17 protein-coding genes are annotated in these 18909 nt (G+C 73.8%); 7 read left to right on the top strand and 10 right to left on the bottom strand.

The features are described from left to right. Positions 1 to 115: 115 nt before the first annotated feature. Complete coding sequence (locus EEY80_RS18745; protein WP_235829911.1) at positions 116 to 1111, top strand: MDR/zinc-dependent alcohol dehydrogenase-like family protein; 996 nt, start codon at positions 116 to 118, stop codon at positions 1109 to 1111. Beyond that, positions 1108 to 2127 carry a Gfo/Idh/MocA family protein gene (locus EEY80_RS18740; protein WP_126979246.1) on the top strand — a complete coding sequence of 340 codons (1020 nt, stop codon included), beginning with the start codon at positions 1108 to 1110 and terminating at the stop codon, positions 2125 to 2127. The genes EEY80_RS18745 and EEY80_RS18740 overlap by 4 nt, the downstream gene beginning before the upstream one ends. Before the next feature lie 22 nt (positions 2128 to 2149). Here the strand turns inward: EEY80_RS18740 and rpoN are convergent, their stop codons facing one another. Together rpoN and EEY80_RS18730 are read right to left on the bottom strand one after the other, a co-directional pair. Further along, positions 2150 to 3496, bottom strand: coding sequence for an RNA polymerase factor sigma-54 (rpoN, locus tag EEY80_RS18735; protein WP_126979244.1), 1347 nt, complete (start codon positions 3494 to 3496; stop codon positions 2150 to 2152). Positions 3497 to 3694: 198 nt separating this feature from the next. Further along, a complete protein-coding gene (locus tag EEY80_RS18730) occupies positions 3695 to 5167 on the bottom strand; it encodes a flagellin N-terminal helical domain-containing protein (protein WP_126979242.1) in 1473 nt (490 codons plus the stop codon). A gap of 206 nt (positions 5168 to 5373) precedes the next feature. On the opposite strand from EEY80_RS18730, the gene fliD reads away from it, so the two are divergent. Beyond that, complete coding sequence (fliD, locus tag EEY80_RS18725) at positions 5374 to 7032, top strand: flagellar filament capping protein FliD (RefSeq protein WP_126979240.1); 1659 nt, start codon at positions 5374 to 5376, stop codon at positions 7030 to 7032. A gap of 25 nt (positions 7033 to 7057) precedes the next feature. Here the strand turns inward: fliD and EEY80_RS18720 are convergent, their stop codons facing one another. The 5 genes from EEY80_RS18720 to EEY80_RS18700 all read right to left on the bottom strand — a co-directional run bounded on the left by EEY80_RS18720 (position 7058) and on the right by EEY80_RS18700 (position 11128). Then, a complete protein-coding gene (locus EEY80_RS18720; protein WP_126979238.1) occupies positions 7058 to 8125 on the bottom strand; it encodes a sigma 54-interacting transcriptional regulator in 1068 nt (355 codons plus the stop codon). 137 nt (positions 8126 to 8262) lie between these two features. After that, positions 8263 to 8559 carry a flagellar biosynthesis anti-sigma factor FlgM gene (flgM, locus tag EEY80_RS18715; RefSeq protein ID WP_126979236.1) on the bottom strand — a complete coding sequence of 99 codons (297 nt, stop codon included), beginning with the start codon at positions 8557 to 8559 and terminating at the stop codon, positions 8263 to 8265. Positions 8560 to 8605: 46 nt separating this feature from the next. Then, positions 8606 to 9400, bottom strand: coding sequence for a flagellar basal body P-ring formation chaperone FlgA (gene flgA, locus EEY80_RS18710; protein ID WP_126979234.1), 795 nt, complete (start codon positions 9398 to 9400; stop codon positions 8606 to 8608). Further along, the gene (locus EEY80_RS18705) at positions 9397 to 10554 is read right to left on the bottom strand and encodes a hypothetical protein (protein WP_126979232.1); all 1158 of its coding nucleotides are present in this window, start codon (positions 10552 to 10554) and stop codon (positions 9397 to 9399) included. The genes flgA and EEY80_RS18705 overlap by 4 nt, the downstream gene beginning before the upstream one ends. Before the next feature lies 1 nt (position 10555). Continuing rightward, positions 10556 to 11128 carry an LPP20 family lipoprotein gene (locus EEY80_RS18700; protein WP_126979230.1) on the bottom strand — a complete coding sequence of 191 codons (573 nt, stop codon included), beginning with the start codon at positions 11126 to 11128 and terminating at the stop codon, positions 10556 to 10558. A 189-nt stretch (positions 11129 to 11317) separates the two neighbouring features. Here EEY80_RS18700 and EEY80_RS18695 point away from each other — a divergent pair, with 189 nt between their 5' ends. The 3 genes from EEY80_RS18695 to EEY80_RS20225 are packed head-to-tail and all read left to right on the top strand — an operon-like array spanning position 11318 to position 15106. Beyond that, complete coding sequence (locus tag EEY80_RS18695) at positions 11318 to 13486, top strand: flagellar biosynthesis protein FlhA (protein WP_126979228.1); 2169 nt, start codon at positions 11318 to 11320, stop codon at positions 13484 to 13486. Position 13487: 1 nt separating this feature from the next. Continuing rightward, positions 13488 to 14396, top strand: a complete 909-nt coding sequence (locus EEY80_RS20230; protein ID WP_164738322.1) for a hypothetical protein — start codon at positions 13488 to 13490, stop codon at positions 14394 to 14396. Further along, positions 14393 to 15106 (top strand): sigma-70 family RNA polymerase sigma factor, encoded by a 714-nt coding sequence (locus EEY80_RS20225; RefSeq protein ID WP_164738321.1) that lies wholly within the window; start codon positions 14393 to 14395, stop codon positions 15104 to 15106. The genes EEY80_RS20230 and EEY80_RS20225 overlap by 4 nt, the downstream gene beginning before the upstream one ends. 84 nt (positions 15107 to 15190) lie before the next feature. Here EEY80_RS20225 and EEY80_RS18685 read toward each other — a convergent pair whose 3' ends face one another. Then, the gene (locus EEY80_RS18685; RefSeq protein WP_126979224.1) at positions 15191 to 16495 is read right to left on the bottom strand and encodes a hypothetical protein; all 1305 of its coding nucleotides are present in this window, start codon (positions 16493 to 16495) and stop codon (positions 15191 to 15193) included. Between the two features lie 15 nt (positions 16496 to 16510). Continuing rightward, positions 16511 to 16651, bottom strand: coding sequence for a hypothetical protein (locus tag EEY80_RS20220; protein ID WP_164738320.1), 141 nt, complete (start codon positions 16649 to 16651; stop codon positions 16511 to 16513). A gap of 209 nt (positions 16652 to 16860) precedes the next feature. Here EEY80_RS20220 and EEY80_RS18680 point away from each other — a divergent pair, with 209 nt between their 5' ends. After that, positions 16861 to 17649, top strand: coding sequence for a lytic transglycosylase domain-containing protein (locus EEY80_RS18680; protein ID WP_126979222.1), 789 nt, complete (start codon positions 16861 to 16863; stop codon positions 17647 to 17649). Here EEY80_RS18680 and EEY80_RS18675 read toward each other — a convergent pair. Continuing rightward, positions 17640 to 18902: a flagellin N-terminal helical domain-containing protein gene (locus EEY80_RS18675; protein ID WP_126979220.1), complete on the bottom strand. Its 1263-nt coding sequence runs from the start codon at positions 18900 to 18902 to the stop codon at positions 17640 to 17642. The two genes, EEY80_RS18680 and EEY80_RS18675, sit on opposite strands and share 10 nt — an antisense overlap. Between the last annotated feature and the right edge of the window lie 7 nt (positions 18903 to 18909).

Genomic DNA, 18909 nt, shown 5'->3' with positions numbered 1-18909 from the left:
AGCGGCTGGAACAGGGCGGGAAACTGCCGGTTCTGTCACCGGCCGCGCCGCAGCGGACAGGCCGGCCCGACGACACCCGGCCCGACCCGGACCATCCACAAAGCAAGGGGAACCGATGAACCAGCAGTCCAGCGATTTCACCCCCGACACGACGCTGATGCGTGCCGTGCGCGTGACGGCCCCCGGCGCGATCCGGGTCGAGGATCTGCCCCTGCCGGAACCCGGACCGGGGCAGGTGCGGATCCGGGTCGAAGGCTGCGGCGTCTGCGCCTCGAACCTCGAACCCTGGGCCGGGCCGGACTGGATGCAGTTCCCGACCGAACCGGGCGGGCTGGGGCATGAAGGCTGGGGCCGGATCGACGCGGCGGGCGAGGGCGTCACCGGGCTCGCGCCCGGGCAGCGCGTCGTCTGGCTGGGGCAGGCGAGCTATGCCACGCATGAACTGGTGGATGCGGCGCTGGTCCTGCCGCTGCCCGACAGCATCGCCGGCCCCTTCCCCGGTGAGCCCTTCGGCTGCGCGATGAACGTCTTCCTGCGCTCGGGCATCGGGCCGGGGGACCGGGTGGCGATCATCGGCATCGGCTTCATCGGGGCGGTGGTCACGCGGCTGGCGGCGAATGTCGGGGCAGAGGTCATCGCCATCTCGCGCCGCGACAGCTCGCTGGCACTGGCCCGGCAGATGGGCGCGGCGCGCACCGTCCGCATGGACGATCATCACCGCATCATCGCCGAGGTCGCGGAACTGACCGCCCACCGCTTCTGCGATGTCGTGGTCGAGGCGGTGGGGCGCCAGTGGCCGCTGGATCTGGCGGGAGAGATTGTGGCCGAGGGCGGGCGGCTGGTCATCGCCGGCTATCACCAGGACGGGCCGCGGCAGGTGAACATGCAGAACTGGAACTGGCGCGGCATCGACGTGATCAACGCGCATGAACGCAACCCGCAGACCTGCCTGCGCGGCATCGCCGAAGCGATCCGCGCCATCGAGGCCGGGCGGCTGGACCCGGCGCCCTTGCTGACGCACCGCTTTTCGCTCGACGCGCTGGACCGGGCGCTGGACGCCACCCGCGACAAGCCCGACGGTCTGGTCAAGGCCTGGGTGGCCTGCGGATGAGCGGCGACCTGAAGCCCCGCGTCGCCTTCGTCGGGCTCGGCTGGATCGGCCGGCACCGGATGGAGGGCATTGTCGATCTGGTCGAACCCGTGGCCATCGCCGATCCCTCGGCCGAAACGCTGGCCGCCGCCGCCGGGCTGGCCCCGGGTGCCGCGCAGGGGCGGACGCTGGAGGAGGCGTTGCAGACCCGTCCCGACGCGGTCGTCATCGCCTCGCCCTCGGCGCTGCATGCCGGGCAGGCGATCGCCGCGCTGAAGGCGGGCTGCGCCGTCTTCTGCCAGAAACCGCTGGGCCGCAGCGCCGCCGAGGTGCGCCGCGTGGTCGAGACGGCGCGCGACGCCGACCGGCTGCTGCGGGTCGACCTGTCCTATCGCGGCACGGCGGCTTTGCAGGCGATGCGCGACACCATCCGCAGCGGCGGCATCGGCCGGGTCTTCGCGGCGGAACTGGTGTTCCACAACGCCTATGGCCCGGACAAGCCGTGGTTCTATGACAAGGCGCAGTCGGGGGGCGGCCCGCTGATGGACCTCGGGGTTCATCTGGTCGATTCGGCGCTGTGGTGTCTCGACTTCCCCCGCACCTCGGTCGTTGCGGCGGAGCTGTATCGCGAGGGTGCCTGCCACGCGGATGCGGCGCTGACCGAGGACTATGCCGGCGCCACCCTGCGCACCGAAGATGGCGCCACCCTGCGCATCGCCTGTTCCTGGCGGCTGCACGCCGGCCGCGACGCGCGGATCGAGATGCAGTTCCACGGCACCGAAGGCGGGCTGTCGCTGACCAATCCGGGCGGCGATTTCTACGATTTCGAGGCCTGGCTGCATCGCGGCACCGCCAGCGAACGGCTGGCCGCGCCGCCCGACCCCTGGGGGATCGCGATGATCCGGGCCTGGGCGCGCGACCTCGCCCGCGATCGGGGGTTCGACCCGCGGGCCGCGGACTACGAAACCCTCGCAGGCCTCATCGACGCGATCTACGCCACCGCCGCCGGCCCCGCGCAATCCGCGGCAGTGGCCTGACACGCCGCCGCCGGTGCGGCGGTCAGGCCCGTCCGGCCAGAACCGCCTGCCGGTGGCGCTGCTTGGAGGCGGGCAGGTTCAGCTGGGTACGGTATTTGGCGACCGTCCGCCGGGCGACATCGACGCCCTCCGCCCGCATCAGTCCCACCAGCTGATCGTCGCTCAGCGGCGCATCGACGGGCTCGTCGCGGATCAGCCGGCCGATGCGGTGGCGCACCGCGCCCGCCGATCCCGGCGCCGTATCCCGCGCGGGCAGGGCCGCGGTGAAGAACCGGCGCAGCGGCAGGCAGCCCTGCGGCGTCGCCACGAGGATGCCGGCGGCGATACGGCTGACCGTGCTTTCATGCACGTCCGAGGCAAGCGCGACCTCCTTCATCGTCATCGGGCGCAGGTGATCCGGCCCGAGGCGCAGGAAGTCGTCCTGCAGGCGGGCCAGCGTCTCGCCGATCGTCCGCAGCGTCCGGTTGCGATGGTCCACCGCCCGCGCCAGCCATCGCGCATGGGCCAGCCGGTCCGACAGATAGGCGCCGTGGCCGGTCTTGCCCAGGACGGGCGCCATGCGGCGCGCCTCGTCGCGCCGGACGACCACGCCGGGCAGGGTCGAACGGTTCAGTTCCACCAGCCAGCCGCCCCCCGCGGCGTCCGAGATCACGAGGTCCGGGGGCCGCACGGGGTCGCGCACCGTGTCGAAGGCGGCGCCCGGTTTCGGGTCGAGTTCGCGCAGCCGCCGCAGGGCGGGGCGCAACTCGTCGATCCCGCAGTCGCAGGCGCGCGCCAGCGCCCGCAGGTCCGCCGCCGCCACAAGGGGCAGGTTGCGCAGCATCGCGGGAAAGGGCGCCGACAGCTCGCCCGCGGCCTTCAGCTGCAGGGCCAGGCATTCGGCCAGATCGCGGGCGAAGATGCCGGCCGGCTCCAGCCCCTGCAGCCGGTCGAGCATCGCCAGCGCCTCGCCCCCGGTTGCGCCGGCGGCGGCGGCGATCTCGGCCAGCGGCGCGTCGATCCAGCCCGAGGGCGCCAGCGCGTCGAGAAAGGCCGAGGCGAGCGTCAGGTCGTCCGGCGACAGGCCCAGGGCCGCGATCTGCTGCGCGACGTGACCCCACAGCGAAGCCGCAGCCCCGGGCAGCGCGGCGATCCGGTCCCAGTCCTCCTCGCCGCGCGAGGCGGCGGCGGGCCCCGTGGCCGGGGCGGCGGACGCGCCCGGTTGCGGGGCGGGGCGCAGGTCGAGGAAGGGGTTCTCCTCGACCTGGGATTCGATGAAGGACTCGAGTTCGGCGTTGCACATCTGCAGGATGACAATGGCCTGCCGCAACTGCTGCGACACGACGATCGACTGGCGGTGACTGACGGTCTGCTGGAACGAAAGCTGCATTCTGCACCTTGGACTGCGCGGCGGGACGTTGCGGGTGCCTTTCGTTTTAGCCATGCCCGCCGGTTGCGGGAGTCAGACGTTTGACACCCGGCCCGTCCGGTTTCCGACGGGCCGGGCATTGCGGCGCGGCGGGCGCAAAAAGGCCCGCCGCAATCGCGACGGGCCTGGCCCCTATCAGGGCATGCGCCAGCGGACGGATCAGCCGCGCAGCAGGCTCATCACGTTCTGCTTCGAGGCGTTCGCCTGTGCCAGCATCGCGGTCGCGGCCTGGCTCAGGATCTGGCCGCGGGCGAGGTTCGTCGATTCCGCGGCGAAATCGGCATCCATCACCTGCGACTTCGCGGCCTGCACCGAGGTCGAGATGTTCGTCAGGTTCGAGATGGTCGAGTCCAGCCGGTTCGACACGGCACCCAGGTCCGACCGCGACTGGCTGATCTTCGACAGGGCGCTGTCGATCACGTCGATGGCCTTGGCCGCACCCTCGGCGGTGGACAGGTCGATCTCGGCCAGCTGTTCCAGCGCGGCGCCCGAGTTGGAGTCCTCGAAGAAGGCCTCGTCGGCGGTGTTGTCCGAGGTATGGACCGAGAAGGACATGGTCGAGGACAGCGTCACCTGCCCCGTCACCGTCGCGTCGTCGCCGTCGGTGATCGTGGTCGTGGTGGTGAAGCCGGTGGCCGCGGCGCTGCCGTCCGCGTTCAGCCCGTCCACGTCCATCGACAGGTCGCCGCCCGCGCCGTCATCGGAATCGAACCCCGTGACCGCGATGTTCGCGCCGGTCGAATCCTCGAGGATGATCTCGCCGTCGGTTTCGCCCATCTTCGCCGCGACGCCGGTTTCCGAGGTCTTGGCGTTGATCGCGTCGCGCAGCGAGCGCAGGTCGCTGGCGTCCGAGATGGCGACCGGACCCACGTCATTGCCGTTGATCTGGAAGCTCAGCGTGCCCGCGCCGGTCAGGCCCGACAGTTTGGCCGTGGTCGCCGCATCCGCCTTGACGCCGGTCTGCGAGGTCTTGTCGTTGATCGCCGCCGCCATGTCCTTGGCCGACATGCCGGCAGTCTGGTCCACCTCGGCCGATCCGGCAAAGCCAGAGATCACCAGCGTGGTGCCGCCCGCGATGGCCGAGGCGCCCGCCGCCACGTTCACGTCGGATTTCAGCTGATAGGCGCCGATATCGGTGGCGCGGGTGCTGCCGACATTGACCGACACCGTCTGGTTGGCATCGGCGCCGATCTGGAACTGCTTGTCCTGATAGCTGCCGTCCATCACCTTCATGCCGTTGAAGGTGGTCGTTTCGGACACGCGGTTGATCTCGGCGATCAGCTGACGGGTTTCCGACACGATGCTGCCCCGGTCGGACGAGGTATTGGTGTCGTTGGCCGAGGTCACGGCCAGTTCGCGCAGGCGCTGCAGCATCGACGAGACTTCGACATGGGCGGATTCGGTGGTGTCGATCAGGTTCTTGCCGTCGGTCGCGTTGCGCACCGCCTGGTTCAGGCCCTGGATCTGCGCCGTCATCTTCTCGCCGATGGCCATGCCGGCCGCGTCGTCCTTGGCGGCGTTGATCCGCAGGCCGGTGGACAGGCGGGTCATCGCGGTGTTCAGGTCGTCGTTCACCCGGGTCATGTTCGCCTGTGCGGACAGGGCGCCGATATTCGTGTTGATGCTGGTCATGTCGCTTCCTCGTCAGGTCTCGTTGAAGGCCGCCGCTTCGGCGCCTGCAATCCAAACGGCCGCGGGCGGAAAGTTTTAGCCCCCATCCCGGTCGCGGCCGCGGCGGGGCCGTGGCGGGTTCGGGCCGGGCGCTAAAGATTTGCCGCGGCGGGCCGTTGTGGCTGCGACGAACTTCCCCGGGGGCGGGGGTACTGGCGGAGCCGGGCATGAGCACCTCGACAGATCTTCTGAAAAGTCTGAACGGCAACGGTTCCGGCCTCGACCTGTCCGGCCTTGCCGGCACGCTGGCCACGGCGGAAACCGCGCCCCGGCTGACGGCGCTGCAGACATCGCTCGCCACCGACAGCATCCGGCTGTCGGCGCTGTCCGGGATGCGCGCCCAGCTCGACAGCCTCGGATCGGCGCTGGTCGCCGCGGCCTCGAACCCGGTGCTGTCGGTGACCACCGGATCGTCGCAGATCATGCCGACGGTGACGGACCGCGCGAAACTGCTGGAAGGCGCCACGGCCATCGCGGTGCAGTCGCTGGCCAGCGGACAGGTGCTGGAATTCGGCGGCTTTGCCTCGACCGGCGACAGGATCGCGCCCGGTCGCCTGACCATCGACTTCGGCAGCTGGGACGCGGCGGCCACCGGCTTCACCGCCGACGGTGCCCGCGGGGCGGCGACCATCGAGGTGACGGAGGGCATGACCCTCGCCGATCTCGCCACGGCGCTGTCGGGCGTGCCGGGATTGAGCGCCCGCGCGCTGGACAAGGGCAATGGCAGCTGGTCGCTGGGCATCACCGGCGCGACGGGCGCGGCCAGCGCCATCCGGCTGACCGCCGCCGCCAGCGGCACCGGGGCGGGCGAGGTGGCGCTGTCGGCCTTCGACACCACCGCGACCAATGCCACCCGTCAGGTGCAGGCTGCCGCCGATGCCCATCTGACCGTGGACGGGCTGTCGGTCCGGCGCGCATCGAACACCGTGTCCGACATCGTTCCGGGCATGACCCTGACGCTGGCGGCGGCGACCTCGGCCACGATCACGGTGGAACGCGACGGCGCGGTTGCCGAAGACAATCTCCGCTCGCTGGTCACGGCGCTGAACGGGACGCTGGGGCTGTTGCGGACGCTGACCGCCCGGTCGCCGGATCAGGGCGAGGAGGAGGCGCTGTCCGGCGTCCTGTCCGGCGACCGCAAGCTGGGGACGCTGGAACAGGCCATCCGCGGCGCGCTGGCGGCGCCACTGGCGGGCTTCGGCGACCGGCCGGTGTTCCTCGCACAGCTGGGTGTGGCCACCGCCCGCGACGGCAGCCTGTCCGTCGATGCGGCCCGGCTGGAGTCCGCCTTCGCCGCCGATCCCGCCGCCTTCGATGCGGTCTTCGGCGATCTGCTGGACAGCCTCACCCCCGGGCTGGCGGTCTCGGGCACACCCGGCGCCGCCTTCACCCCGGGCGAGCACCGGTTCCGCGTCGATGCCTCGGGCCGTGCCACGCTGGATGGCCATGCCGCCACCGGCACGCTGCTGAAGGACGGATCGACCCGCTGGACGGTGACGGGCGGGCCGGGCGAGGGGCTGACGCTGACGACCGGCGCGGGCGTGACCTCGGGCACCATCCGCTTCGGCCGCAGCCTCGTCGCGTCGCTCGCCGCCGTGCTCGACGGCGCGACCTCCGGTGACGGCACGCTGGCGCGGCGCGAGGACGAAATCGCGGCCGCGACCGCCGAGGCGCAGGCGCGGATCGAGGCGCTGGAGGCGCGGGCGGCGCTGATCGAAAAACGCTACCTGACCCGCTTTGCTGCGATGGAACAGGCGATCACCCGGATGAACAGCACCGGCAGCTATCTGCAGAACCTCGTCGACCTGTGGTCGAAATCCGACTGAGACGGTGCGCGGGCCGGACCGGCCCTCAGCCGCGGCCGATGCCCAGCTTGCGCATCTTCTCGATCAGGGTGGTGCGCTGCAGGCCGAGCATCGCCGCCGCGCCGGTCACCGATCCGCCCGATTGCACCAACCCCGCCCGGATCGCGGCGATCTCGACCGCCTGCAATTCGCGCCGCAGGTCGATGGGCGCGCCGGCGGCGATCCGCGCGGCGACGCTGCCCGGCTCGGGCGCGGCGAGAAGGGTGGCCTCTCCGCAGGTGTCGGCCGTCTCGGGCTGCCGCATCCGGAAGGTCAGCAGGTTGTCGCGCACCTCCCGCGCGCCGACAGTCCGGCCTGCGAACAGCACCGCCGCCCGCATCACCACCGAGCGCAATTCCCGGATATTGCCCGGCCAGTCATGGGCGGCCAGTGCCGCCAGCGCCGCCTCGGTGAAACTCGGCGGGGCGGCCATGCCCGCCCTCGGTCCGTCGTCGCGCAGGAACAGCGCCACCAGCCCGGGCAGATCCTCGATCCGGTCCTTCAGCGCCGGCACCGCGACCGGGAACACCGCGATCCGGTGATAGATGTCCTCGCGAAAGCCGCCCTCGGCCACCAATGCCGGCAGGTCTCGATGGGTGGCCGCAACCAGCCGGAAATCGACGGCCAGCGACTGGCCCGATCCCAGCCGGCGGATCGTGCGGGATTCCAGCACGCGCAGCAGCTTGGCCTGCAGGGCCAGCGGCATGTCGCCGATCTCGTCCAGAAACAGCGTGCCGCCCTCGGCCTGGGCGATCAGCCCGGGACGCGCCCGGTCGGCCCCGGTATAGGCGCCCTTCTCGGCCCCGAACAGCTCGGCCTCCAGCAGGTCGGCGGGAATGGCGGCGCAGTTCACCGCGACGAAGGCGCCGCCGCGCCCGGACAGGCGGTGGATCTCGGCGGCGGCGACCTCCTTCCCGGCACCGCTCGGTCCCTGCAGCAGGATCGGTGCGGGACAGGGCGCGATGGCCGCGAGTAACCCGGCGAGGTGTCGTGCCGCCCCGGAACGGGTGCAGGCATCGGCCGCCGGGCTGCGGTCGGCCGGAAGGGTCGGCGCGGGTATCCAGTGTCGTGTCATCGCGGGGGCTCGGCCTTCTGGTCACGCCCCCGTGTTAACCGTGATCCATGCCGTCGCCCTACCACGACGATGGCATGGACGGGCTGGCGCAGGGATGGCCCCCCATACTTTGGCGACGGCCGCCGCCGGAAAGACGGTCAGTCCAGCAGGTCGAGCCCGTCCCGCATCAGCGCCTCGGCGATCCGGCCGGGATCGAGCGGATAGGTCCCCGCCGCGATCCGCGCGCTGATCCGGTCGACCAGCGCCTGATCGACGGGCGGGCCCTCGGCCATCGCGAGCAGCCGCCCGCTATCCGCAAGGTCCAGCCGCTCGCCCGTGGCGGGCTCCGCCGCGCCCCGGGGCGGATGCGGGCGCTCCGTCTGCGCCACCGGATCGACCGGGCGGCTGGGGGATGTGCTGGCCGGGACGACCCGGGAGTTGATGCTGCTGACCATGACCTGACCTCCGGCAGATGCGGTAACGGCAGTCTTTCCGCGAAGTTTAGGGCAGGGCGCCCACGGCCACGATCCGGTCGCCGGCGACCCGTCCTTCGGCGATCCGGCCCGGCGCCGTCTCGACCCGCACCAGATCGCCCGCCGCACCCGTGTCGAGCGCGATGCCGCGCGTCGCCACCTCGATTCCCGCGCCGCGGAACAGGACCGTCACCCCATGCCCCGCCATCACGTCCTGCCGCGGGGCGAGGTGACGTTCCAGCAGCGGCTGACCGGCGGCGACGGCCACCCGCAGCCGGCGGCCCGTCGCCAGCGCGGGATCGGCCAGCACCTGCGCCGGGTCGATGGCGGCGACGGGCGCAAGGCGCAGGTCGGCCGGGGTGACGATCGCGCCGCGCCGCAATCCCCGCGCCGCCGTCAGGGCCGCCATCGCCGGCTGGTGCCGGTCCGGCGCGGCCGCCGTGGCGGGCGGGGGGGCCGCTACGGCGCCGGTGCGGATCACCCGCCGCCACGGCAGCGGGCGGTCGCAGCTCAGTTCCGCCGCACTCCAGCGGCCCTGGAAGGGCCGCACCTCCGGAGGATGGTCACAGGGGGGCAGCGGGCGCAGCGGCGCCGCCACGGCGGCCGGGCCTTCGCCCGGCAGCCGGGCCCGGGCCAGCGCCGCCCCGACCAGGGCGGCGGCGCGCGCGCCCGGGATCGGCTCGCCCGCCGTCCAGTCCTGCTCCGCCCCGCCCGGCGCAGGCGCGATTGGCGGCAGATCGGGAACCGCGGCCCCTTGCCCCGCCGCCAGCATCAGCCCGGCCAGCCCGAGGCAGAACCCGGCCCGTCGCCCGAGGACCGTCATCGCAACGGTTCCGCCACGCCGACGAAGCGCACCAGCCGGCCGGCGTGGTCCGCCGCGCGGGCCGCGGGATCGAGGGGGCGCAGCTCGCAGCTGTCGGGGCCAAGCCGGGTCACCTCGAGGATTCCGGGAAAGCCCGCGCCGCCGTCGGTCACGGCGAGGCTCGCCGGCCCGATGCCGTGCCGGGCACCGGCGGCGGCGACCAGCCGTCCCCCGGTCCAGCGCAGCACCGCCAGTGCCGGCCGGCAGCCGGCCCGGGCGAACAGGTCCGACAGCGCCGGTCCCGCCCCCCGTGTCAGCCGCTGCGCCATCTGCGCGCGGTCGGGCGCGATCACCGCCGCGGCATCGCCGAGGATCGACGGGCGCGGCGCGGGGATCGCGGCGGCGAAACGCGTCGCCATCCGTTCGCCGCCCGGCCCGCGCAGCTCGGCCTGCACCTCCAGCCGCAGGTCGCGGCTGACGATCTCCAGCCGCAGGGCCAGCATCAGCAGGTGATCGCCCGGCCCTCCAACGGCGGCGGTCCCGGTGGCCGCGCGGTAGAGCGCGCTGCCGCGCGGTTCGGGCCGCGCCGGATCGCGCGGCAGACGGGTCAGGCCCGCGACCTCGGGCGCGGCCTCGGCCAGCGCCACCAGCCGCAGCGCCAGATCGTCGGCCAGCGCCGCCGCCCAGGCCGGTGCGGCGGTCGACACCCGGATGTCGGGCGGCGGGACCGCCAGCAGCAGGTGCCGCCGTGCCGGGCAGGCCCCCGTCGCGGCCGGGGCGACGTGGGCGCGCAGCCGCACGCGGCAGCCGGCCGCGTCGCAGGACCGCGCCAGAACCTCGTAGGCCAGAACCTGCCCCATCGGGCGGACCATCACGATGTCCGAGGTGACGCGCGTCCCGGCCATGACCGTGCGGCCCCGCACCTCGGCCCCGCCGGCCAGCGCGGCGGCCAGCAGCGCATCGGCCAGCGCCAGCCGCATCGCGCCTGCCTGAGCGCCTGCGCCGGGGAGAGGAGCGAAGCCCTCGACCTCGACCGCCGCGCCCGCCGCCTGCCGCGCCGCCTGCCGCGCTTCGCCGGGCCCCGGCGACAGCGCCGCCCCTGCCGCCGCCGCCGCCAGCGCGAGGAACCGCCGGCGTCCGGCGATCCCGGTGTCCTTCGATTCAGGCCCCGTCATGTCAGGCCCCCGCCCGCAGCGCGCGCAGCATGTAGGCCAGCGTGTCGGGCTGCAGCTCCATCACCACCTCATAGCCGTCATCGCCCCGGGGCGTGATCGCGACGGTGCGCGCGCCGCGCATCATCCCTTCCACCCGCGCCGTGACCGCGTCCTGCACGACCGCCCCATGGCCCAGCGTCGTCGTGCCCTGCAGGGCCAGACCGTGCACCTGTTCGGTCAGGTCGCGCAGCGCCTCGACCCGCGCGGCGCGGATCGCCAGCAGCCGCCGTTCGCCCAGCGTGCCGCCGGGCTGGCCTGCCACCTGCGAAAACCCGCGCCCTCGCAGCGCGGCGATGGCGGGGGCCGGAAAGCCGGTCGCGCCGCCCGTGCCCGCCATCCCCTCTGTCGCCATTCCCTCTGCCGCCAGCCCGTCGAGATCGGCCAGCAGATCGCGGCTGGCGGCCAGCGCCGCGGTGCGGCCGGTCGCATCTGCCGGCAGGCTGTCCACTGCCCCTGGCGGGTCGGCGCAGGCGGCGAGCGCCAGCGCCAGCGCGATCAGGGGGAAACGGGCCGGGGCGGCGCGGCGAGGGGTCATGACGTGCTCCTGTGTTTGCGGGCGGCCTGCAACTGCCGTGCCAGCGGCGAGGCCAACCCCGGGGACGCGCCGTGCCCGTTTCCCCCCGCTGGCACGGCGCTTGCAGCCCCCGCCCCGACCCAGTGCCGGAGCCGCCATGACCCGTCCTTCCCCCGCCATCCCGTCCCCGCCGCCCTGCCGGTGGCGCAGATGACGGGCGCCGCCACCGCCACCGGCGGCCGCGGCCTGCGGGTGGGCGGCATGGTGCTGCCGCTCGGCATCCTCGCCATCATGGCAATGATGATCGTGCCGCTGCCGACGCCGCTGCTGGACCTGTTCTTCGTCGGCAACATCCTGTTGTCGCTGCTGGTGCTGATGGTGGCGGTCCATGCCCGGCGGCCGATGGACTTTTCCAGCTTTCCCTCGCTGCTGCTGATCGCGACGACGCTGCGGCTGGCGCTGAACGTGGCCTCGACCCGGATCGTGCTGTCGGCGGGCCATGCGGGCGAGGATGCGGCCGGACAGGTCATCGCGGCCTTCGCCGATTTCGTGGTCGGCGGCAATTTCGTCGTGGGGCTTCTGGTCTTCGCGATCCTCGTCGTCATCAACATGCTGGTCATCGCCAAGGGCGCCGGCCGGGTCTCCGAAGTCTCGGCGCGCTTCACGCTCGACGCGATGCCGGGCAAGCAGATGGCGATCGACGCGGACCTGAACGCGGGCCTGCTGACGCCCGAGACGGCCCGCCAGCGCCGGGCCGAGGTCGCGGCCGAGGCGGATTTCTACGGCGCCATGGACGGTGCGTCGAAATTCGTGAAGGGCGACGCGGTCGCGGGCATCCTGATCCTCGCCATCAACGTGATCGGCGGCATCGTCATCGGCACGATGCAGCACGGCATGCCCTTCGGCGCCGCGGCGGACAGCTATGTCCGGCTGTCGGTGGGCGACGGGCTGGTGGCGCAGGTGCCGTCGCTGCTGCTGTCCATCGCGGCGGCGATCATCATCACCCGCTCGTCCTCGGCCTCGGACATGGGCGGGCTGATCGGGCGGCAGGTGCATGTGGCGGGCGCCTGGTGGCCGACGGCCGCCGTGCTGCTGGTGCTGAGCATCGTGCCGGGCATGCCGAACCTGATCTTCCTGCTGGCCGGTGCGGCGGCGGCCGGGGCGGCGGTGATGGCCGGCCGCGCCGGGCCCGCCGGTGCGGACACAGCGAGGCCGATGGCCGCGCCGGGCGGCCTGGCCGGCCCGGATGGCGCGGGCGGGACGGGGCGGCAGGCCGATCCGCGCGCCCCCGCCGGTGCGGACCCCGCCCCGATCACGCCCGAGGACGTGTCCGACATCGCGCCGGTGTCGCTGCAGATCGGCTATGGCCTGATCGGACTGGCCAGCGGCCGCGACGGCGGCACACTGGTGCCGCGCATCACCGCAATGCGTCAGGAACTGTCGCGGTCGCTGGGGATCGTCATTCCCGGTGTCCGCATCCGCGACGACCTGTCGCTTGCGCCCAACAGCTATCGCATCCGCATCGGCCAGACGATCGTCGCCGAGGATTCGGTGCAGCCCGACCGCAAGCTGGCGATCCCCGGCCACGGCTCGGTGCGCCGGCTGGCGGGCGTCGCCGTGCGCGACCCCTCCTTCGGCATCGACGCGATCTGGATCCAGCCGCACCAGCTGGCCGAGGCCGAGGCCGACGACCATGCCGTCATCGACCCTGAGGCGGTCATCGCCACCCATCTGGGGCAGGTGCTGCAACGCCATGCGGGTGACCTCATCGGCCCGGACGAGGTGCAGGCCCTGCTCGACGCGCTGGCGCAAGCCGCGCCGATGCTGGTGGAATCGGTGGTGCCGAAGCTGGTGCCCCTGCATCTGCTGACCGCCGTCATCCGCCAGTTGCTGACCGACCGGGTGCCCGTGTCCGACCTGCGCCGCATCCTGGGCGGGCTGGCCGCGCTTGCCCCGGCCAGCGCCCCGCCCGCCGCGCTGGCCGAGGGCCTGCGCCCGGCGCTGGTGCCGCTGCTGCTGCAACAGCTGGCCCCGATTGGCGCGGTGCTGCCGCTGGCGACGCTGGCGCCGGAACTGGAACAGCTGCTGCTGCGGGCCCGCCGGCCGCAGGACGAGGGCCTGACGCTCGATCCCGCGCTGGCCGCGACGGTCCTGCGGGAACTGGCGGCGGCGCAGGCGGCGGTGCCGCCGGCGGACGGAGCGCTGATCCTCGTCACCGGCCCGGCGCTGCGCCGGGCGCTGGCGGCCTTCCTGCGGCCGCACCATCCCGACCTGCCGGTGCTCGCGCTGGCCGAGATCCCGGCCACCCGGCAGGTCGAGATCCGGCAGATGATTGGCCTGCCGGCGCTGACGCCGGCCGCCGCCGGGACCGGAGGCTGAGATGGCCGAGGTCAGGCTGAACGCCGCCACGACGGGCGATGCGCTGGACCGGATGCTGCACAGCCTCGGACCCGACGCGGTGATCCTCGGGCTGCGGCGCACGGAGGCCGGGGTGGAAATCCGGGCCGCGGCGCAGCACGACGCACGCGCGGCCCGGGCGGCGCGACCCGTTCCGCCGGCCGCGCCGGAGGGCATCCCGCAAGGCACGCCGGACCTGCCCGACCTGCCGCCCCGGCTGGCGCTGTTCGGGCCGCCCGGGGCGGGGATCACGCGGCTGGCCCTGCGACTGGCGGCGCTGGCGCGGACCCGGGGCCTGCAGCCGCGGGTCACCGCCGCACATCGCGAGGCCGCCAAGACGCGGGCGCAGTTCGGCGACCGGGCCACGGCGCTCGGCCTGCAGGGGGTGGTGCCGCTATGGCTGCCGCGGCGCCGGGCAGATGCCGCCGACCCGGATACCGCCGACACGGATACCGCCGCCCCGCAGTCCGCGCCCGCGGTCGAGATCCTCGATCTGTCCGGCGTCGATGCGCCGCCCCTGTCGCGGCTGCCGAAGCTGGTGTCGGACCGGTCCGCCGCGCTGTGGCTGGTGGTTCCCGCGGGCCTGCACCCCGCGCTGCTGGACCGGCTGTGCGTCGAGACGGGGCATGTGGCGTCGGGGGTGGTGCAGACGCGCTGCGACCTCTTCGCGCCCGGACCGGACGAGGCGGCCGTGCTCGCGCGCCACCGTCTGCCCGTGCTGATGCGCAGCCTGGGGCCGGAACTGGAGGGGGCGCTGGCATCCGGCAAGGACGCCGCCCCGCCGCCCCCCGATCCGCCTGCCGTCCCGTCGCCCGCCGCACCCGCTGCCGGCGGCAGCTATCCCTTCCGGCGCCCGTCGCGCCTTCTGTCCGCAACGCGGGGGTTCCCATGATGATGCGCGGCTATCCCCCGGCGGGGGACGATCCCGCCGCCCTTGTCGAGCGGCACATGGACCTGACACGGCGCATCGCCTGGCATGTCCACGGCCGCACCGGCCAGCGCTCCGACATCCGCGACCTGCTGCAGGTCGCCCATATCGCGCTGGTCGAGGCGGCGCGGCGCCACGTCCCGCAGCCCGGCGTCCCCTTCGCCTCTTACGCGGCGATCCGCATCCGCGGCGCGCTGATCGACCATCTGCGCGCCCAGTCGGGGCAAAGCCGCAGCAGCCTGCGCATGCGGCGCCGGCTGGCCGAGGGCATCAGCACGCTGCAGCAGCGCCTGATGCGCAGCCCCAGCGATGCGGAACTGGCCGATCATCTGGACCTCGACCCGGCGGAACTGGCGCGCTGGCAGGCCGAGGGCGACATCCGGGTCGACTCGCTCGACGAGGTCTACAGCGACCACTCCGACTGCTTCCGCGACATATCCCCGGGGGCCGAGGCACTGATCCTGCAGAAAGAGCGGCTGGCCAGCCTGCGCGACGCGATCGCCCGCCTGCCGGAACGCGAGGCGCTGGTGCTGCAACTCTACTTCGTCGAGGAGATGAACGTCTACGAGGTGGCAGAGGTCCTGAAGGTCACCACCGGCCGGGTGTCGCAGATCAAGACGGCGGCGGTCGGCCGGCTGCGCGCGCTGATGGCGGAGACCGGGGACGCGGCCTGACGTCCCCGCCCGCAGGAGACAAAAAAGACCCCGCCCGAAGGCGGGGTCAGTCAGCGGTTCAGAACTGAACAGCCTGGAGACGGTTCACGCCACCCGGGGCAGGCAGGGCAGGACCTCGGCGGACAGGGCCATGCGTTCGGCCCATTCGGCGGCGATGGGTTCGATCACGCGCCGGTAGTCGGGGCATGCCACCCGCAGCGCCGCGATTGACCGTTCGCGTTGCGGCAGGTCGGCGGCTGCCGGAACGGGCAGCCACGGCGCGGCGGGTTCGGCCGCATCGCCCTCTGCCGGTTCCGCCATCGCCTCGACCCCCGTCTCGCTGAGGCGCAACCGCCAGCAGAGCCCGTCGAGCGCGTAGATCTCGAACAGTTCGTCGACCGGGACGTCGCGCCGGCGCAGCGTGTGCATCCGGGCATAGGCGTCGACTAGGTCGCGGGTCCGGCCCAGGACCTCGGCGCCCAGCCGGGTCCAGCCGTCATCGAGCCCGGACAGCAGGGGCTGCCATGCCGCGCCGCCCTGCGGGCGGAACCAGATCCGCCCGTCCGGCGTCTCGCCGATCTCGAAGCTGTCGCCCAGCAGGCGCAGCCGGGCAAAGGGCGCCTCGATGCCGGCACCGGCGTCGTCGGAGAATGCGGCCTCGTCAGTGGCCGCGTCGAAGGTTTCGGGGGCGGGTCCGGAAGCGGCTTCGGGGGCGGCGAGCGGCGCGCCCGCCCGGTCGCCATCGAGGCCCGCCGCCGCCACCAGATCCCGTCCCGTCCGGCTCAGCCGCGTCTCGCGCGCCGCCGGTTGCAGGCTGGCCGCGTCGACCAGCCCGGCGATCTGCAGGGCGGTCACCTCCACCTGGCTGGGCGCCTGTCCCGACAGGATGCGCAACAGGCCGGTCAGCGCGTGCGAGGCGGCGCCATCGTCGAATTCCGCCACCATCCGCGCCAGCCGCAGCATCTGCGCGGCGGCGGGCGCGGGCCAGGTCTGCAGCAGGGCGACACGCCGCGCCGCGATCCGGCCGAGCGTCTGCAGGATGTCGCGCCTGCGCGGGTCCAGCGCGGCGGGCGAGGCCTGGCGCAGCTCGATCCGGGCCAGCACCGCAGGCCCCGGTCCCGGCAGGTCGAGCGCGAGCGTCAGCCGCCCCTCGCCATCCGCCGGCTGGATCTGCCGCAGCGTGACGTCCCCGGACAGAGCCGCCCCGTCCGGCCCGCCGTCTGCCGGCAGCAGGACCACGCCCGCCCCGAGGTCGCAGCCGGCCGCCGCCAGCTGGTCCCGCACATGGGCCAGATCGGGCGCCAGATGCAGCAGCGGCGCCGCGGACCCGGCGATCCCGCGCGCGGCCTGGCACAGGTCCAGCAGGTCGCGGGCCAGCCCGTGGCGAAAGTCGGCGGTGCTATCCGTCATGTGCGGTCCCCGTGGTCAGAAGAAGAAGTAGCGGATGGCCAGCAGATGCAGCGTGCCGCCCGCGATCATGAAGGGCAGCAGCCACCACGACCGGCGGCCCGCCACCCGCGCGCGCTGCGCGAAGCTGCCCGATACGATGTCCTGGCCGATGCTCATGTCCTGCTCCGACGGTGCTGTGCCTGCTTGCGGGGCCACGGGCTTCCGGGACCCGTGCAGGCGGGGTTCTGAGCCCGAGATGACCCGGCGGCCGGCGTCCGGGCAATCGGGCGAAGGTCTGCGCGCGGCTGGCAAAGGTCTGGGTGCCAAGGCTTTCGGATGGGCCGGTTCCGGGCCGGGCACTGGCACCCGGCTTGCAGGGATGCGCCATGACCGACGCATCCGCCTGTTTCCCCTGCGCGCGCCCGCGCCGAACCGCCGCCGCGGCCGGCATCCGCGGTCGCCGCATCCTCGGCCCGGCACTGGCGGCTGTACTGGCCGTCATGTCGTTGGCCGTCCCGCCGGCCGCATCGCCGGTTCCGGCCGATCCGCAGCCCGATTGCGAGGCGCTGGCCGAGCGCGAGGCGCGGGCACTCGGCATTCCCCCGGGCCTGCTGACGGCGATCGCGCGGGTGGAGTCGGGGCGCGGCACCGGCAACGGGCAGGTGCGGGCCTGGCCCTGGACGTTCAACCAGGGCGGCGACGGCGGACATGCCCCCACGCGCGAGGCGGCGCTGGCCCGCATCGACGCGCTGGTCGCCTCGGGCGTCACCAATGTCGATATCGGCTGCATGCAACTCAACTGGCGCTGGCACGGCGCGGCCTTCGGTGGCACCCGCGCGATGATCGCGCCCGACGCCAATGTCCGCTATGCCGCCCGCTTCCTGCGGGAGCTGAAGGATCGCCACGGCACATGGGACGCGGCGGTCGCGGCCTATCATTCGGCCGATACGGTCCGCGGCCCGGCCTATGCCGCCAAGGTCGTCGCGGCGATGCAGGCCGCGGGGGCGGTCCCGCCGGGCGCGGCGCGGGATGACCGGGCGGCCCCGCTGGCGCCCGCCCCAGGTGCGCGCCCGCCCGCGACGCGCGGCCTGCTGGTGCTGTCGGGCGGGGCGATCCTGTCCCGCGGTGCCGGGCCGTCGCCGCTGGCCGGCGGGGTCTTTCCGGGTCAGAGATAGTCGAACAGCGACGATCCGGCGATCCGCACGAAGGTCTGCTGCGCCGCCTCCTGCGACAGCAGCAGGCTTTGCAGCCGTGTCGCCGCCTCGGCCACATCGAGGTCGCCAAGCCGCGACATCGACAGGTCGAGCTCCAGCCGCCGGGCCGCGATCATGTCCGTCCGCCGGTCGACGGTCGCGCCGAGCGCGCCCACCTCGGCCAGGGTCTGCGTCACGCGGTCGAGTGCGGCCGCCGCGTCGCCCACAAGCTCGGTCGCCGCCAGTCGCGCGGGGCGCAGGCCGGTGACCGTGGCGGTGCCGCCATCGCCGCCGAAGGCGGTCAGCGTCGCACGCGGGCGGTCGCGGTCGCTGCCCGTCGCCGGCGGGGCGAGCGTCAGCGCGAGGTCCGACAGCGCGATCCGCCCCGCCGCCGACAGCAGCAGCCCCGATCCGTCCTCGGCCATCGTCGCGGCGATCCCGGTCCGGGCCGCGACGGCATTGATCGCCTCCGCCGCCGCGCCCGGGGCATCGGCGCGCAGGTCCAGCACCACCTCGGCCGACCCGGCCGGCCCGGTCAGGGTCAGTGTCAGGCTGTCGGCGGGACGGCCGCGCAGCAGATCCAGCCGCGCGCTGCCCTCGGCGCTGGCCATGGCGCGGGCCGTCAGCATCGGCGGGGTCAGCGCCGCCACCAGATCGTTGGCAAGGCCGAACAGCCCCGCCCCGGCCGTGCCGAAGACCGCCGGACCCGCAAGGCCCGTCGCCACCTCCTGCCCGTCGCCCAGCCGGACCAGCGGCCGCGCGCCGTTGCCGCGATAGGCCAGCGTCTCGCCCGATCCGGAAAAGGCGGCGCCGGCGGCGGTTCCGCCGAACAGCGCCCGCCCCTCGCTGTCGGTGGCGTTGGCATGACCCTGCATCTCGTCGCGCAGGGCGGTCGCCTCGATCCGCAGCGCGGCCTGCGCCTCGGGCGTCAGCGTGTCGTTCGCGGCCTGCTGCGCGATCTGCTGCATCCGCATCACCCCGGCCGACACGGCCTGAAGCGTCCGGTCCACCAGCGCCAGCCGGTCGCCGGCGCGGGCGGCGAGGTCGGTCTGCCCCTCCATCCGCGCGCGCAGGTCGCGCAGCGCCGACAGCTGCGTCGCCCGGGCGGGGTCGGCGCTGATCCGGGGGTCGTTGGTCCCCGCGGCGATGCGGGACTGGATATCGCCGATCCGCGCCGACAGGCGGTCGAAATCGCGGATCGTGATGCGGGTGAACAGCGCGTCGCCAAGGGTCATGTCGGTC

This window comes from Frigidibacter oleivorans, from assembly GCF_003993775.1.
Lineage (GTDB): Bacteria > Pseudomonadota > Alphaproteobacteria > Rhodobacterales > Rhodobacteraceae > Frigidibacter > Frigidibacter oleivorans.
The sequence above is the reverse complement of the archived record's forward strand: the minus strand, read 5'-3'. Positions and strand labels throughout refer to the sequence as shown.